This window comes from Flavivirga algicola, assembly GCF_012910715.1.
In the GTDB taxonomy this organism is placed as follows: Bacteria; Bacteroidota; Bacteroidia; order Flavobacteriales; family Flavobacteriaceae; genus Flavivirga; species Flavivirga algicola.
The window spans coordinates 221,136-237,930 of record NZ_JABBHF010000004.1 but is presented as its reverse complement, the minus strand read 5'-3'; the positions used below and the strand labels follow the sequence as shown (position 1 = coordinate 237,930).

11 protein-coding genes are annotated in these 16,795 nt (G+C 33.9%); 5 read left to right on the top strand and 6 right to left on the bottom strand.

Annotated features, from left to right (window positions below; translation table 11 throughout):
- Positions 1 to 25: 25 nt before the first annotated feature.
- Complete coding sequence (locus HHX25_RS08510) at positions 26 to 3,145, bottom strand: TAT-variant-translocated molybdopterin oxidoreductase (RefSeq protein WP_169672143.1); 3,120 nt, start codon at positions 3,143 to 3,145, stop codon at positions 26 to 28.
- Positions 3,146 to 3,218: 73 nt separating this feature from the next.
- Positions 3,219 to 4,517: a c-type cytochrome gene (locus HHX25_RS08505; RefSeq protein WP_169672141.1), complete on the bottom strand. Its 1,299-nt coding sequence runs from the start codon at positions 4,515 to 4,517 to the stop codon at positions 3,219 to 3,221.
- Between the two features lie 214 nt (positions 4,518 to 4,731).
- Between HHX25_RS08505 and HHX25_RS08500 the strand changes: the two genes are divergently transcribed.
- The 4 genes from HHX25_RS08500 (at position 4,732) to HHX25_RS08485 (ending at position 7,630) form a co-directional block, all read left to right on the top strand.
- A complete protein-coding gene (locus HHX25_RS08500; protein WP_169672140.1) occupies positions 4,732 to 5,121 on the top strand; it encodes an SPOR domain-containing protein in 390 nt (129 codons plus the stop codon).
- 471 nt (positions 5,122 to 5,592) lie between these two features.
- Complete coding sequence (locus tag HHX25_RS08495) at positions 5,593 to 5,850, top strand: hypothetical protein (protein WP_169672138.1); 258 nt, start codon at positions 5,593 to 5,595, stop codon at positions 5,848 to 5,850.
- 77 nt (positions 5,851 to 5,927) lie between these two features.
- Positions 5,928 to 7,019, top strand: coding sequence for a BF3164 family lipoprotein (locus tag HHX25_RS08490; RefSeq protein ID WP_169672137.1), 1,092 nt, complete (start codon positions 5,928 to 5,930; stop codon positions 7,017 to 7,019).
- Between the two features lie 5 nt (positions 7,020 to 7,024).
- A complete protein-coding gene (locus HHX25_RS08485; RefSeq protein ID WP_169672135.1) occupies positions 7,025 to 7,630 on the top strand; it encodes a hypothetical protein in 606 nt (201 codons plus the stop codon).
- Between the two features lie 577 nt (positions 7,631 to 8,207).
- On the opposite strand, the gene HHX25_RS08480 is transcribed toward HHX25_RS08485, so the two are convergent.
- The 4 genes from HHX25_RS08480 to HHX25_RS08465 are packed head-to-tail and all read right to left on the bottom strand — an operon-like array spanning position 8,208 to position 15,460.
- Positions 8,208 to 9,614: a c-type cytochrome domain-containing protein gene (locus HHX25_RS08480; RefSeq protein ID WP_169672133.1), complete on the bottom strand. Its 1,407-nt coding sequence runs from the start codon at positions 9,612 to 9,614 to the stop codon at positions 8,208 to 8,210.
- 3 nt (positions 9,615 to 9,617) lie between these two features.
- Complete coding sequence (locus tag HHX25_RS08475) at positions 9,618 to 10,703, bottom strand: NHL repeat-containing protein (RefSeq protein WP_169672131.1); 1,086 nt, start codon at positions 10,701 to 10,703, stop codon at positions 9,618 to 9,620.
- 47 nt (positions 10,704 to 10,750) lie between these two features.
- Positions 10,751 to 12,217, bottom strand: a complete 1,467-nt coding sequence (locus tag HHX25_RS08470; protein ID WP_169672129.1) for a DUF1501 domain-containing protein — start codon at positions 12,215 to 12,217, stop codon at positions 10,751 to 10,753.
- A gap of 6 nt (positions 12,218 to 12,223) precedes the next feature.
- Positions 12,224 to 15,460 carry a DUF1553 domain-containing protein gene (locus HHX25_RS08465; RefSeq protein ID WP_169672128.1) on the bottom strand — a complete coding sequence of 1,079 codons (3,237 nt, stop codon included), beginning with the start codon at positions 15,458 to 15,460 and terminating at the stop codon, positions 12,224 to 12,226.
- A gap of 116 nt (positions 15,461 to 15,576) precedes the next feature.
- Here HHX25_RS08465 and HHX25_RS08460 point away from each other — a divergent pair, with 116 nt between their 5' ends.
- Positions 15,577 to 16,770, top strand: coding sequence for a hypothetical protein (locus tag HHX25_RS08460; protein WP_169672126.1), 1,194 nt, complete (start codon positions 15,577 to 15,579; stop codon positions 16,768 to 16,770).
- Positions 16,771 to 16,795 lie beyond the last annotated feature (25 nt).

Below are 16,795 nucleotides of genomic sequence, written 5' to 3'. Positions count from 1 at the left end.
TATATAATTGATTCTTTAATTAGATTTATGCTTCTGTTGTATTTCTCACTTTTGTTTGATACTGTACATTAGGTTTTGTTCCTACATGCTCTAACAAGTGATACATACGGTTATCTTCTTTAAGTTTTGCAACTTTACTCTCTTTATCATTGATGTCACCAAATGTCATAGCGCCGCTGCTACAAGCCGCTGAGCATGCTGTTTGGAATTCACCATCTTTAATTTCACGCCCGTCACGCTTAGCATCAAGGATTGTTTTTTGTGTCATCTGAATACACATAGAACATTTTTCCATTACACCACGAGAACGTACAACAACATCTGGATTTAATACCATACGTCCAAGATCATCATTCATATGATAATCGAACTCATCATTTCCATTGTATAAGAACCAGTTGAAACGACGTACTTTATAAGGACAGTTATTAGCACAATATCTAGTACCTACACAACGGTTATAAGCCATATGATTCTGACCTTGACGACCATGTGAAGTTGCAGCCACAGGACATACAGTTTCACAAGGTGCATGATTACAATGTTGGCACATGACTGGCTGGAATGCTACTTGAGGGTTCTCTGAAGCATTTTCCATTTCACCAAATTCACTTAAAGAACTTCCTAATCCAGATATGCTATCTTTTTTAGTATTATCTCCTTCAAATGATTCTTCAGATGAATAATATCTATCGATACGTAACCAATGCATATCACGGCTACGGCGAACTTCAGTTTTACCAACTACAGGCACATTATTTTCGGCATGACATGCGATCACACAAGCACCACATCCTGTACAGGCGTTTAAATCGATCGACAGGTTGAAATGATGTCCGATTGAACGATCAAATTCATCCCATAAATCAACATCTGGCGATGTTACTGGAGTTTCTTCATGATTTAAAGATACTACAGGAATGGCATTCCAATGTTTTTTATCTTTAGTATTGAAGATCTCTAAAGTCGTTTCTTTAACAATATCTCCACGTCCCATTAAAGTGTTGTGCAATTGCACACAAGCAAACTCATGCTCACCTCCAACGGCTTCAACAGTAACATTTTGTACATTATTGAACCCTTGATATAACGGATAAGCATTAACACCTGTTTGCATTTCTGTCTTTAAGCCTAACTTTTTACCATACCCAAATGACAAACCAACAGATCCTTTTGCTTGTCCAGGCTGTATAATAACAGGAGCCGTAACCGATACACCATTAACGGTAACTTTGGCATAATTACTATTTAATGCACCATTAGCTACATTTTCATTGGTAAGACCTAAAGCATCAGCATCGGCTTTTGATACTGTTAAATAGTTATCCCAAGACGTTCTTGTAATTGGGTCTGGAAACTCTTGTAACCATGGGTTGTTGGCTTGTTGTCCATCACCCATACCTACTTTCGTATATAATGTTAATTCTAATCCTTTACTTTTTGCAGATGCAACAAGTGCTTGAGCTGCATTTCCTGAAAGCGCTGTTTCTGTAGTATCTTCAGCATTATCTGAGCTTGAACTTTCTTCAACAGTATCTTCTGTTTCTGTTGCAATGCTTCCAACGAAAACACCATCGTGCAATGCTTTGTTAAAAGAACTACCTCCTAAAATATCGGTTCCCCAAGCCTCTTTAATATAATTATGGTAAGAAAGATCATTCCCTGTCCATTTTAATAAAGCGTCTTGAAATTGTCTGGTATCAAATAAAGGACGAATGGTTGGTTGCGTTAATGCATAATGTCCTTTTTTAAGTTCTACATCGCCCCAAGATTCTAAATAGTGAGGTGCAGCAGCAAGATATTCAACTTTAGAAGCTGTTTCATCAGCCTTCATTGAAAACGCAATTGACAATTGTGTTTTCTTTAAACCTTCTTCAAATTCCAAAGCATTAGGCAAGGTATATATTGGATTCACACCACTCATGATGATCGCTCCAACCTTACCTGCTTTCATATCAGTAATTAAACCAGCAACAGCTTTATCATTCCCTTGTCGGGTTTTAACCGGTGTTTTAGGGTCGAATGCTTTACTAGTTAAGTATTCGTTTATTTCTAAAGCGACAGTTTGTGCATTGACATCTTGAATTCCTGTCACTACAACACCATTACCTCTTGCTTTTTTAAGTTGCGAAGCTGCACTTTTAACAGCGGCTTCTACTTGTTCAGAAAGACCACTTACCGATACATTATTACCAGTAATAAGGCTATATAATTTAGCTAAAGCTAATTTTTGTTCTGTTGGTTTTAATGGTACACGCTTATCGGCATTCGCACCAGTTAAAGACATATTAGACTCAAACTGCACGTGACGTGACATTTTACCATGATCTGGCACTCTATTTTTAGCATATCCCGAATCGAAACCGCCACCTTGCCAATCACCTAAGAAATCAGCTCCAACAGAGACAATGGTCATCGCTTTTGAGAAGTCGTAATTTGCCAATCCACGCTCGCCATATTTAGCTTGGTAAGCGTCTAATGCTGCCGATTCTGAAACAGCATCATAAATGACATGACGAACATTACCATATTTTTCTTTAAACTCAGAAATCAACTTACTTGTAGATGGACTTGCAAATGTTTGTGTTAATAACACAATATCTTTATTTGCAGCAGCAATATTTGTTAACTTCTCAGAGGTTTCAGCATCAAACACATTCCAAGAAATAGAATTACCTGCTTTCTTTGGGCCTTGAACTCTTAAACTGTCGTACAAACCTAAAACTGAAGCATTCACTCTAGCGTTAGCACTACCGTTAGTAGCTGCCATAGTGTTGTTTTCAATTTTAATTGGACGACCTTCTCTGGTTTTAACTAAAACACTCGCAAAATCAAATCCATTCGCAATGGTAGTTGCATAATGGTTGGCAACACCTGGAATAATTTCCGTTGGTTGCACAACATAAGGAATAGATTTTTTAACAGGACCTTCGCAAGCTGCTAATGATGCAGCTGCTGTACTAAAACCTATATATTTTAAGAAATCGCGACGCGTTGTAGAGGTTTCTTCTAATGTCTCTTTATCACCTAAAAATTCATCAGTAGGAATTTCTTCTACAAACTCGTTTTGTTTTAGCGTCTCAACAATAGAGCTATTCTCGTTTAGCTCTTCAACACTTTTCCAGTATTTCTTGTTTGATGACATATTATATAATTGAATTACTTCTTATTATTTATTCTTAAGTTTCCCGTATTCATGAAAAGGAAAACTACTCTGTTTAGTAATGACATTTTCCACATTCCAGTCCACCCATTTGAGCGGCTGTTAAATTATCTACACCATACTTTTTAGACAACTCTTCATGTATTTTGGTGTAGTAGGCATTATCTTTTACATTCACGTTTGTTGTTCTGTGACACTCAACACACCATCCCATGGTTAATGGTGCATGTTGATACATTACTTCCATTTCCTCAACAGGACCATGACATGTTTGACACTCAACTCCTGCAACCGATACGTGCTGTGAGTGATTAAAATAAACAAAATCTGGCAAGTTATGAATACGTACCCATTTTACTGGCTGAGAATCTCCTGTATATTTTTGCTCGGCATCATCCCATCCAGCAGCGGCATATAACTTCTTAATTTCTTCGTTATAATCAACACCTATCGCTTTTCCTTCAGCCAAAGTTTCAGGAGCGACTTCATAAATAGACTTATGGCAATTCATACACACATTTAAAGAAGGAATCCCAGATGTTTTACTTACCCTTGCAGAAGAATGACAGTATTTACAATCGATACCGTTATCCCCCGCGTGAATTCTGTGCGAATAATGTATTGGCTGCACAGGCTCATACCCTTGATCTACACCAATTTGCATTAAATATCCAAATACAAAATACGCACTGGCTAATAAAAAAAATATGGCTGTAACTAACATTAAGAATTGGTTCTTAACAAAAGCCTTCCATAAAGGTGTTCTTTGAGTCGCTTCTGGCAACTCTATATTTTGCGCTATAGCAAAACGACGTAATGTTTTGTTTACGATATACAATCCAGCAGCCAACAATATAAACAGGATCGCCAAAGCCCCTAAAATAAGTTCGTTTGAAATACCTCCTGAATCAGACGTCGTTGTAGCAGAATCGGTAGCAACCGCCGCAACTGCAGGCGTTGCTTTTTCTTCAGCAGTATATGCAAGAATATTATTTAAATCATCATCAGACAATTGTGGAAATGCCGTCATAGCTGCACCACCGTACTCATTATAAATCTTGTTTGCATAAGCGTCACCTGATTTAATAACACCTGCACTATTACGTATCCAGGCATAAATCCAATCTCTATCTAAACCTTGCTCATCAGACAAACGTTGTTCTACTTTACGCAATGCAGGGCCCGTCATTTTTTTATCTAATTGATGACAAGCAGCACAATTGGCATTAAATAAAGCTTTTCCTTTTGCTGGATCGCCTTCCTGGGCAGAAAGAGAGGTTGTAAACGCTAATAAAATAATTAAGCCTAAACTAAGAATGTTTTTCCCTAATTTACGGTGAATCACCTTTTCCATATTGTTAGTTAAATTAACTTCTAAACTTTGGTATGATTTTTTCTTATAATATATAGAAAAAAGCACAGCTGTAAAATCTCAGGCAAAAGTAATACTTAAAGTCGATTTTAGAAATGTTACAGAACTGTTATTAGTAATTTAGAGACATTCTAAATAATAAAAAGACCCACAATTAAGTTTATATCGTATACATTTGTATAAATATATTTTGAACATGAAATTATTGAATATAAAAATTAGTTTTTTAAGCATTATTTGTTTTGTAATGACCTCAACTTATTGTTTAGCGCAACAGGGCAGTGTTACTGTAAATCAAGACAAAAACATAACAGCATTATTGGATATTAAAAAGAAAACCAATAAAAATGAGGATAATTCCAGAAGATACAAAATACAAATCTATTCTGGGAATCGTTCTGGTGCTTATTCGGCTCAAGAAGAATTTCGTAATTCATTTACAGTTTGGAACCCTATCGTAAGATATGAACCTCCAAATTTTAAAACCTGGCTGGGTAATTTTAGAACGCGCCTAGAAGCAGATAGGGCATTAAAAAAAGTAAAAAAGAAATTCCCTTATGCTTTTATATTTAAGCCTAAAAAATAGTATTGGTCCTAACTTTTGACATTTCAAACACTATAAATTCCTTTTAGTCTTCTTTTTCTTTGCACAAAGTTTTAAATTCAGAAAGCTCTTCTATTCTTTTTAGTTTCTTCATTTAAATTTATTTAATGTTTTTTATAAAATGTTAAATATATAACATTTTATGTTTTTTTGTTAAACCAAAGTGACAAAATTTGTCCCTCCAAGCTTTTAATTTTACAAAAAACAATTAGTCTCTCAAGAAATTTTAAAATTCAAATAGTAATAGATTCCTAATCATAAAAAATATGAAAAGATACTAAATTAAAAAACAAGAGGAAGACTTTATTCTTTATTATTAATTTAAAGATTAGCCTTACAATCCTATATGCGCATATAGCGATTGTCATTTTCCAAAAGTAGAATGCCTAACATAGACTTAACTTAAATCAAAATTAAAATGAAGGATGTTAAATCCAAACAAATATCTTAAAAATGAAAAAAATCTTATTTCTTTTTGGCTTAGCTTCAATTTTAGCAATAAATCTCAAATTCTCAGGTGATTCAGTAATGAACGACAAACTCACTTTAAGTTCCTTAGTAACTTTACAGTCTGCTAACGCAGAATCTGGTGGCATTATGTGCTATGAATCGGCTAGTTATCAACCTGGCTCAGGAAGTTGGCTTTGTCATCCAGATGGCTGTTTTTGGGATGACGATTTCAGAGGAACAACAGCATATAGTTGTAACTAAAATCATTGTCATCTTAAAAATAAAATTCTATAAAACCATTGATTCCTTCAATGGTTTTTAAATTTAAAATCAAAAATATGAAAGAAATCATTTGTCTATTTATAATGAGCATTTTAATTGCAAGTTGTAATAATAATAGAATAAAACCTGATTATATAATAGAAAAATTCCCAAAAGAGGTTGATCTGGTATCAAAAAAAATTCAATTAGCATCTAACACTTTAAATGTAAATAGGGTATTAGTCATTGATTCCTTTTTTGTTATTAGCCAAAAAAGAAAAGACTCAATGTTTTCAATATTTAAATTACCAAGCTTTAATCATTTATATAGTTTTGGAAATAAAGGTAATGGCCCTTTAGAGTTTAATTCGGCTTCAATTCAAACTTTTAAACCTGTTCATAATGAAACTGCTACTTTTGCGATGGGTAATAAAATGACTAATATACAATATTATAAAATACAGGATTTACTTAATAAGAATATTACGCCATACAAAATTTCAAAATTACCCCCAAAGTTGAATTCATTTAGAGATATTATATATGCAAAGGATTCATTAATATTTGGTGCACCTTACGGCAACAATATAGATCTTTTTAAATATGACAATAGTGAATCATTATTAGAAAATTTTGCAGAATACCTAAATGATTATCCTCGTATGGATAGTCACACAAAAAGAGAAGTTTACTCTTGCTATATGACTATCAAACCAGATAATAAAAAATTTGTAAGAACGTACTCCACTATGGGAAGAATAGAAATATTTAACATCTCACAAAACAGAAAAAGACCTATAACATTGGAATATAAATATTTTCCAACCTTAGAAAAAAATCTAAAGATAAATAAATTATCTAAAACTGATCAACCCTTGGATAAAACTAAAGTCTTTTCATGGGGTATTAAAGCCAATAATGATTATATTTTTGTTCAAATATATAATGCAGATTACAATACTTTTATTAAAAACAACTTCCCTTTGGAATCTTTTATCCCGGAAATCCATATTTTTGATTGGCATGGAAAACCAATAGCAAGATGTAAGTTAGATAGTCATTTTGATTTTTTTGATGTTGATAAAGAAAATAGTTATTTATACACAACTAGTTTGTTTGAAAATAATATTATTAGAAGATACGATTTAACTAAACTAAATTCCAATTAATTAAAATGAAGAAAAAACATCTATACTTGTCTATTATCATATTAGTTTTTATTTGTTTTTATTTGGGCTATGGACAAGTCTATTTGAATCAAGAATTAAAAGAAGTCAAAATTCTTAACCATGAATCTCTAGAAAACAAAAAGCATTATATAAACAGTTTAGAAAAACTAATAACCTATGGATACAAGAATACCAAACTTAGTGAGGAAGGTTCAAAAAAATTAAGTTCAATAAACGAAGATAAAATTGTTTTATATGTTACTGATGGCAACTGTAATAGCTGTATCCTAGAAGCTCTTAACTATTTCGATATTCTTAGCAGCAATATAAATAAAGATAAATTTCTGTTTATAGGAAACTTCAAAACTGAAAGTGATTTTAAAAAATATGTTGATGAGAATATATCTAAACTTATAACCAACACTGTTTATTGTAATGATAATGAATTTGGATTTTCAAAAGGCATAAACCATCAACCTCTTATTTTCATTTTAAAAAAAGATTTGAGCATAAACTCACTGTTTATTCCTGATTTTTATCCATATTTTACTGAAAAATACTATACAGAAATACTTCCTTCTTATTTTAAAAAAAAGCAAGTGTTGCACTAGGCATGGTCAGAATTTCTTTCGACCATTTTTTTAAGTTTTAAATTTGTCCTATTTCACTTGACATAGAGCATCAATCATTGTTATGACAGAACCTAAAAGCCCCATTGCAAACCTTCTTTTATTGATTTTAATATACTTATATATTAAGATTAGTACAAGGTATCTTTTCCATTTTTATTTAACGAAACAAGGTGGCTCATTTTAAGTTCATATTTTACAAAAAAAAGAGAACCACAGTATCCTTTTTTCCAGCAACTTCTTTTGGGTAGATCACAAGAACTAAAAAGCATTTGACGTCTTGAATTTAGGTTTTATCCATGGTCAAATGAAAAGAAACCATAGCTAATTCTTCTCTACAGTAACTTTTCCTCTTTTATTGTTAATGAATACTAGCGTAATGATTTATTACAATGTCTTTTTGAATGGCAACTCTCCAAAATAAAATCTGAGTCCTAATAATTATCAAATTAAGATTGTAGTTATATGCCTTTGTTTTTGCCATAATAATAAAAGCAACACCATTCTTTATGACTCTTTTGACACTCTTATTACCTAAACCCTTCTTCCTTTCAATTAATTATTCTTTCACAATAAAGAGAGCGAGCCCAAAAATAATATCCAAATCTGTACGTGAATTTTTAAATGCCTCAACCTTAGCTTTTGTAACTTTAGTATTCCACACGTACAATCGTTTTAAGTTTTTTAATGTAGACAATAGTTCCAGACTTTTATTTTCTATCTGAGTACCATAAAGGTTTAACGATTCTAAATTTTGTAATTCAGACAAAAACGAAATACCTGAATCTGTTATGGGATTAGAATGTAAATTCAACCTTATTAAATGATTCAATTGCCCTATAACCTTGAGGTTATTATCTTTTAATCCTAGGCTGCTTAATTTTAAATGTACTATTTGATCTTTTAGCAAAAGGAGCTCTTCAATACTTTCCAATCCTTTTATATTATTAGGAGACAAGCTTACATCCAACAAATTACTTTCATTACTTAGGCTTTCTATTTTAAATCCTTTAGAACGAAGCGACCTAATAACCAAAGAATCTCCTGCTTCCGCATCTGCTAATAGCGGGTTATTTTGGCTGTCTTTCAAACCCAGAAAATTTTCGAAAAGTTTCGTATTATCTTCATCAAGCTCTATATCTGCCAGTAAGCCTGTTGGACGTGCTCCATTTAAAATCCAAAATTCAATAAGTTTTATATCATCTTCAGAAAAAGGTTTTTTTCCTTCGGGAGGCATAAAATCTTCATGATGTTCTGGTAGTGTTATTCTTTTAAACAGCTCACTCTTTTGTAAATCCTCTGCAACAATCGCGGGCCCGTTTTCTCCTCCTTCTAACATGGAAGCATGCGATGTAAGCAACAAACCACCTTTAGTTTTTTCTAAATTATGACAACTGATACATTTATTAGAAACCATAGGATTAATGACATCTAAAAATATATCTGCAGAATCTAAAACCATAATTGGAGGACGTTTTTTAGGTTTTGGAGCCAATCCTATTATTTTTCTAATTGGTTCTGGTGCATATTGTGTGAGATAGGCAGATCCATGAGTTAAGTTGCCTCCTAAATGTCCTGTTAACCCCAAACCAATAAAAAGGATACCCATCGCAATTGAATTTAAGACAAACGACTTTCGAGTCTTTTTCCAGACCCTTGTACTATAGGCTAACAATGAAAAACAGCCCACCGCTATCCCCAACCATTGGTGGTTAAAAAGAGCATCGGCATCATACCCCCCTTGAAACGATAATAAATACCCTAGAAAACAGGAAAGAATAGCACTAATAGATCCTATAGCCAATGTAAACGAAACCGCTTTATCTAAATATTGAAACCGCTTCTTTTTTGCAAGAAAATGCATGAGTATTCCTATTAATAAAATACCGATCGGAAGATGTACGATTAACGGATGAAATCTGCCTATGAAAATAACAAATTCAGATACCTGGTTTGAAGCTTCCATAAATTATACTCTATGTAATTTATAAGGATATACACCTCCGGCATTCCATTGACATACATACAAATTTTTATCATCGTCTACACATACATCATGACACTGTTTAAAGACAGGTTCCTTTTGTAAAATCAAATCTAATTTTCCGTTTTTATATTTTGGTTTGCTTCCTCCTGGGTTGGATACTACTATATTTTCTTTATTCATAATGGTCACAAAACCTTTATTCATCATCATGTTATAATTGTCCTTTTCCATACCGAAACAAACGGCCGAATAAATGTCATCACCATCAATAACAGGTCTACTTATAAAAGCACCTGGTATATAGTATGATTCAATATAGTTCCCATCTAAGGAAAACCGTTTATAGGAATTTTTAATTCTTGCAGAACAAATTAGTGTGGGATTGTTTGGGTCTCTGGTGTCTAAAGCAACACCATGTGCTTGTTTAAATTTATCGGGTTGCAAAAAACTATCGCCTCCAAACTTTCTAATAAATTCACCTTTACCATTATACTGAAGAATGAATTGAGATCCATAGCCATCGGCGACATAAATGTCGCCATTAGGCCCTATGGCTGTTTCGGTTGGTTTATAGGGTTTGTATTTACTATATACGCCTGCTTCTTGTGGGTTTTTAATTTCTAAAACAATATGACCATTCAATGTGGTTTTTAAAACACGTCCATTACTCGGATCTGTAATATAAAGAAATTCACTTCCATTTTCATCATGAATTGTTAAACCATGAGCACCTTTTAAATGAAGTGTCCAACTATTTATTAGTTTTCCTGATTTATCATAAACAAGCACATTGTTTTTTGGATGATCGGTTAACAGGAAAAGACGTTTCTTCCTATCCATAACCATTTCATGACAATTCTTTACAGGGTGATTTTTCGGATTAAGATCACTCCAGTTTTTCTCTACACGATAACGATAATCCCCATGTCCTATAATATCTTTTGATAGCTCAGGTTTTGATGGTAAAATATTAAAAGAAGACATTGTAGTTGGAGCCAGGACTGTCCCAACGGTTATTATTGATGAAGATTTTATGAAGTTACGTCTACCTATAGATGTTTTCTGCATGTTTTAATATTATTCAAAAAAATGATTCGTAATACTTTTAAATTAATTTAAGCCAAAATATCTTTGACAACCCTGCCATGGACATCTGTTAACCTATAACGCCTGCCTTGATGCTTAAATGTTAGCTTTTCATGATTTATGCCTAAAAGATGTAGTAACGTTGCCTGAAAATCATGGATATGAACACCATCTCGCAATACATTATAACTAAACTCATCGGTTTCGCCATATACCATGCCTGGTTTAACACCTGCTCCAGCCATCCACATGGTAAAACACCCTGGATGATGATCTCTCCCATAACTTGTTGCCGTAAGACGTCCTTGAGAAAAACTCGTTCGTCCAAATTCTCCACCCCATATTACCAAGGTATCTTCCAGAAGTCCACGCTGCTTTAAATCCTGCAACAGGCCTGCTGTCGCCTGGTCAGTATCCTTTGCTTGTCTTTTAATCCCCCCTGGTAGATTACCATGTTGGTCCCAACCTGTATGGTAAAGTTGAATAAACTTCACATCACGCTCTGCCAAACGTCTCGCCTGCAAACAATTTGCCGCATAAGTTCCAGGAATTCTCGCGTCTTCACCATAAAGTTTATAAATGTGCTCAGGTTCTTCTTTAGTATTTACGGCCTCTGGTATGGAACTTTGCATTCTATAAGCCATTTCATATTGCGCAATTTTTGATTGTATTTCGGGGTCTTTCCAAATATCGTATTGATGTTGGTTCAGGTCACTTATATAATTCAAGGCCCTTCTTCTATCCTCATCATGAACACCTTCGGGGTTATTTAAATACAATACAGGATCTTTGCCAGACCTAAATTGAATTCCCTGGTGGTGAGAAGGTAAAAAACCATTTCCCCAAGCTGCCGAGCTTAAAGGTTGTGCGCCCGAGCCTTTAGATAATAACACCACAAAGTTTGGCAAGTTTTTATTATCGCTTCCCAATCCGTAACTTAGCCATGAGCCTATGGATGGTCTGCTCCCTAATTGAGACCCAGTTTGCATAAACATAACAGCTGGTTCATGATTTATAGCTTCTGTATACATGGATTTTATTATACAAAGGTCGTCAACCATCTTAGCTGTATATGGAAAAATTTCACTGACCCAAGCACCAGATTGTCCATGCTGCTTAAAATCGAAAATAGATTTAACCAAAGGAAATGATGATTGATTCGTAACCATTCCAGAGTTACGTTGCATTCCTTTAACAGATGCTGGAATTTCCTTCCCGTGCCATTTGGCCAAAGCAGGTTTATAGTCGAAAGTCTCTAATTGAGATGGCGCACCACTTTGAAAAAGATAAATAACCCTTTTGGCCTTTGCAGGGAAATGTGTTCCATTTAATATACCACCTCCAAGATTCTTATCATTCCCTATCAATGTATTTGCAAAAGCATTTGTTGGCCCCAACATTGATGAAAGGGCTATAGAACCAAACCCCAAGGATGCTTTTTTTAAAAACCCTCTTCGGGTATCCGCAAATTTTAAATGTCTTGTCAATTCGTCCATAATAAATTATCTAAGCGTATAACCTTCTGTTGTATTCATTATCCCATTAATAACTGTTGCCAAGGCAGCAATTTCTATCGAATTATTAGTTTTTGATTTGTAATTTCCAATATTTAAATATGCTTGTGCTTCATCTTTTTTATTAGAAAATCGTCGTACCTCATCAGTATAAAACCTTTCCAGAATATCAAGTTCCTTATTATTTGGGAGTCTGCCTGTACTAATTTTAAAGGCTTGTTTTAATTGTTTAATAGTATCCTTTTCGTAGACATCAATCACATTTTCAGCCAGCACTCTAGCGGCTTCCAAAAATTGAGGGTCATTTAAAAGTACTAAAGCTTGCAAAGGGGTACTGGTTTGTCTACGTTTTACGGTACACACGCTTCTATCTCCGACATCAAAAATAGTCATCGAAGGTGGTGGCGAGGTACGTTTCCATATGGTATACATACTTCTCCTATATAAATTTTCGTCTGTCTCCAATTTATATTTATAGCGCCACACTTTAGTAGTTAGCTCCTCCCATAATCCTTCTGGTTGATATGGATAAACGCTGCGTCCCCCTATTTTTTTAGACAACAATCCGCTTATAGCCAAGGCATTATCGCGAACCATTTCTGCTGGCAACCTAAAACTTGGCCCCCTAGCCAGTAATACATTTTCTGGATCTACTTCCAACAATTTTTCATTTACTTTAGATGTTTGTTGATAGGTAGCAGACATCACTATTAATTTATGAAGCTTTTTAATGTCCCAGCCAGACTCCATAAATGTTACCGCTAACCAATCCAACAGTTCTGGATGTGATGGTAAGCTGCCTTGGTTTCCAAAATCTTCAGATGAGGCCACTATACCTCTTCCGAAATGCATTTGCCAGATACGATTTACAAACACACGTGCAGTTAACGGGTTATCTTTGTCAAATAACCATTTTGAAAAACCTAACCTATTCTTTGGCAAAGTATCATAAAACGGCAAAACGGCTTCGGGAACACCTGGTTGTACTTCTTCACCTAAAGCATCATATGCCCCACGATCTAAAACGTAGGTTGGTCGTGGTTCTGATAAGTCCCCCAAAACCATAATTTCTGGAATACTATCTACATGCATCGTAAGCTCTTTCTTAAGAGCCCGTAAACCTTCTTTAACCTGTTTTGATGATGAATTATGATAATTATTATAGTACTTGGTCAATAATTTTTTATTTTTCTCAGCATTAATATTTTCAAGAACCGTTTTTAAACTATTAGGGGATTGATGGTACAGTACTTCGAGTTCCGTTAATTGCTTATTATAAATCTTCAGCTCATCTATACCTCCATTCACAAAAGTTTTCATTTTATTTCTATTGCCCAATCCAAATCCAGGAAAGTTAAAGGTGTGGACACTTTTTTTATGAAGAATAGATTTATATAAATTGTCTAATTTTATATCTAATGGAACTTCCTTTCCATTACTGAAAATTTTGATGCCATCTGCCTTACCAGAACCATCATAGGATATTGTAATGTTGCTCCATTCTTTTTTAGGAATTGGGTCTTTTGTTATGACTTCTATAGCATTGTTAGGCCATGAGTAAGCCATAATAAATTTCAATCGATTCTCATTTAGATATAGTGAATAGCCTTTTAAACCATACCTAAGATCTTCACAATGATAAAAAAGTGTTGCCTCTTCATAAATAGTATCTGGAAAAACAGATATTGCTACAGAAAAAGGATCTGTATGATCGAACCAACCTGTTCTTTTAGGAAGTTTAATCGTTGTAAATTCATTGAGAAAAACTCCTTTGTTTTTTGCGCCCTTTTTTATTATAGGTTCTTTTATTTTTGCAATTTTATTCTTTGCCAATTTATTGGCGCTGGTATAAACCCCATTCCCTTTATCTAAAAAATTGTCGAAAGGATAATAATCCACCAATCCCCTTCGGGCTTCCTTTGCGATAGATTGATAGACTTTTTTTGACCTTAAAGCCCACGTGTTATAAGCATCAGTATCTATATTTTCAATTCTGATTAACTTTTTTTCTGTCCCTTCTATTTTGGTGTTAATAAAATCTATGACGTCTTTTTGTTCATCATTGGTTAACAATAATGACGGACCTGGTGTCTGACCAGGTCCATAAATAGCAGTTCCTATTTCGTTCGTACTGTTAAAAAACCCAGACAACTTATAGTGATCCTTTTGACTAATTGGATCGTATTTATGGTCATGACATCTGGCACATTCTACACTTAGTCCTAAGAACGCCTTTGATACTGTAGCGGTTCTATCAGCTACATATTCTGTTCTAAATTCTTCAAAAACAATACCTGCCTCAGAGTTTTTTCTATGCAATCTATTAAATGCTGTAGCTAATATACTTTCTGTAGTTGCATCAGGAATTAAATCTCCTGCTAATTGTTTGGTTACAAACTCATCATACGGCATATTATTGTTGAAAGCATGAATAACCCAATCGCGCCATGGACTAAAATCCCTATGTTTATCATCCAAATACCCATCACTATCAGCATAACGAGCCACATCTAACCAATTGGCCGTCATACGCTCACCATATTCTGGAGAAGCCAGTAACCTCTCTACTAAATTTTTGTAGGCATCTTTAGAAGTATCGTTTGCAAAATTTTCTATTTGTTCAAGTGTAGGCGGCAACCCTGTTAAACCAAAACTAACTCGCCTAATTAATGTTTCTTTCGATGCTCTTTCTGAGGGAGACAACTTACTCTTATTTAATTTATCTGCAACAAAAAAATCAATAGGGCTTTGTTCCGCATCCTTTACTTTAGGGGTTTTTATTTTTTTTGGTTTTATAAAAGACCAATGTGGCTTATACTCGGCTCCTTGTTCAATCCACTTAACAAGTGTGGCTATTTCCTTTTGAGTTAATGTAACATTAAATTCGGGTGGAGGCATCATGATCTCAGGATCCTTAGAAAAAATTCTAGTTGCCATCTCGCTTTTAGATAAACTTCCTGGAACTATGGCATGATTACCACTTTTTAATGCCCGATAGGCATCTGCTTCAATATCGAGCCTAAGACCAGCTTTTTGGTTATTTTTATCTGGGCCATGGCAAGCAAAACATTTATCTGACAGTATAGGTTTTACATGATAATTAAAATCTATCTTATCTGGAAGTTTTGCATATTCAACTTCTACTTCTTTTGGTAAATTCCAGTTGCAACCGAGAAACAAAAGCGCACAAAAAAAGACCGTAAAATAAAATTTCAGTTTTGCCATACCTAATACTAAGAATCCCAAATATATAGATTCAATACGGTACTTATGGTAGCTTGAAACAGTTTCATTAACTGTTAATAATTATAATTACTATCTTTATATTTTTATATTTCCCAGTGGAAAAAGAGCATTATTCAAGCATAGTCGAAACTATTATTGCCAGCAAATCGTTTGGTCGCTCGGACACCTATGCTAATCTATTTCGTTATCTGGTTGAATGTACTATAGAATCTCAAATTCCTAAAGAGACAACCATTGCAAATGATATCTTTGGAAAGGAACAATTTGACCCTTCCCAAAGTACTTTAATTAGGGTTTATGTTTATAACTTAAGAAAAAAGCTTGCTGGTTATTATGAAAATGAAGGCATAAATGACACTACCGTCCTAAAAATACCCAAGGGAAGTTATAAGGTTCAATTTATAAAAAAAGACGATCAGCTTGCCAAAAAGAAATCATATAACAAGGTATGGGTCACTTTAATTATTTTATCTGTTATTGCTATTCCATTTTTGTTTGATATTGCTAGAAACAGAACCAATGAGGTCCGCCAAACCGAACTTTGGAGCGATCTTTTTGCCAGTAAAAATAATACTATGATGGTCTTAGGCGATCTTTTTATATATGAAGAAACAGATTCAATTACTGGTCAGGTTAAAACTGTTAGGGATCCTTCAATAAATTCACCGGAAGAATTTGACACCATTAAGTCTGTTTATACTCGCAAGGGTATTGCTTTTGAGTCTTTAAGCTACAGTTTCTTAATTAGAAATAGTGCACTATGGGTTAAAGATCTAAGCGAAGTATTTTATGAGGCAGAAAAAGATTTTGTCATTAGAACCATGTCACGTTTCAATCCAAAAGAATTACCTGATAATGATTTGGTCGTAGTTGGTATGATAAAAACACTCGGACTTTTTAAAGATTACATCAACAAAGAAGGTTATTCAATTAATGACAGTAAACTGAACTATTGGAATGGGAACTTAAAAAAGCACGAAACATATATTGCTAACGGTGATGCTGATAAATATCATACAGATTATGCCATTCTATTAAAGGTTCCGGGAGCTAATAGTAATAATACTATTTACCTTTTTGGAGGCATCTGGGACACTGGCGCTTCTCAAAGCTTCAAGCATTTTACCGATTATGAATTGGCTATTGAATTGGAAAAAGCCATGAAAAATAAGTTTGGAGAAATCCCCAAGTACTATAAAGTTTTATTTGAAGTAAGCGGTATTGACAGAATGGAATTGAGTTCTAAAATAATTCATTTAGAGAAAATTGATTCTAATCTAAATTTGTAGTTTTTTTATCTTTTGTTCTTATTTA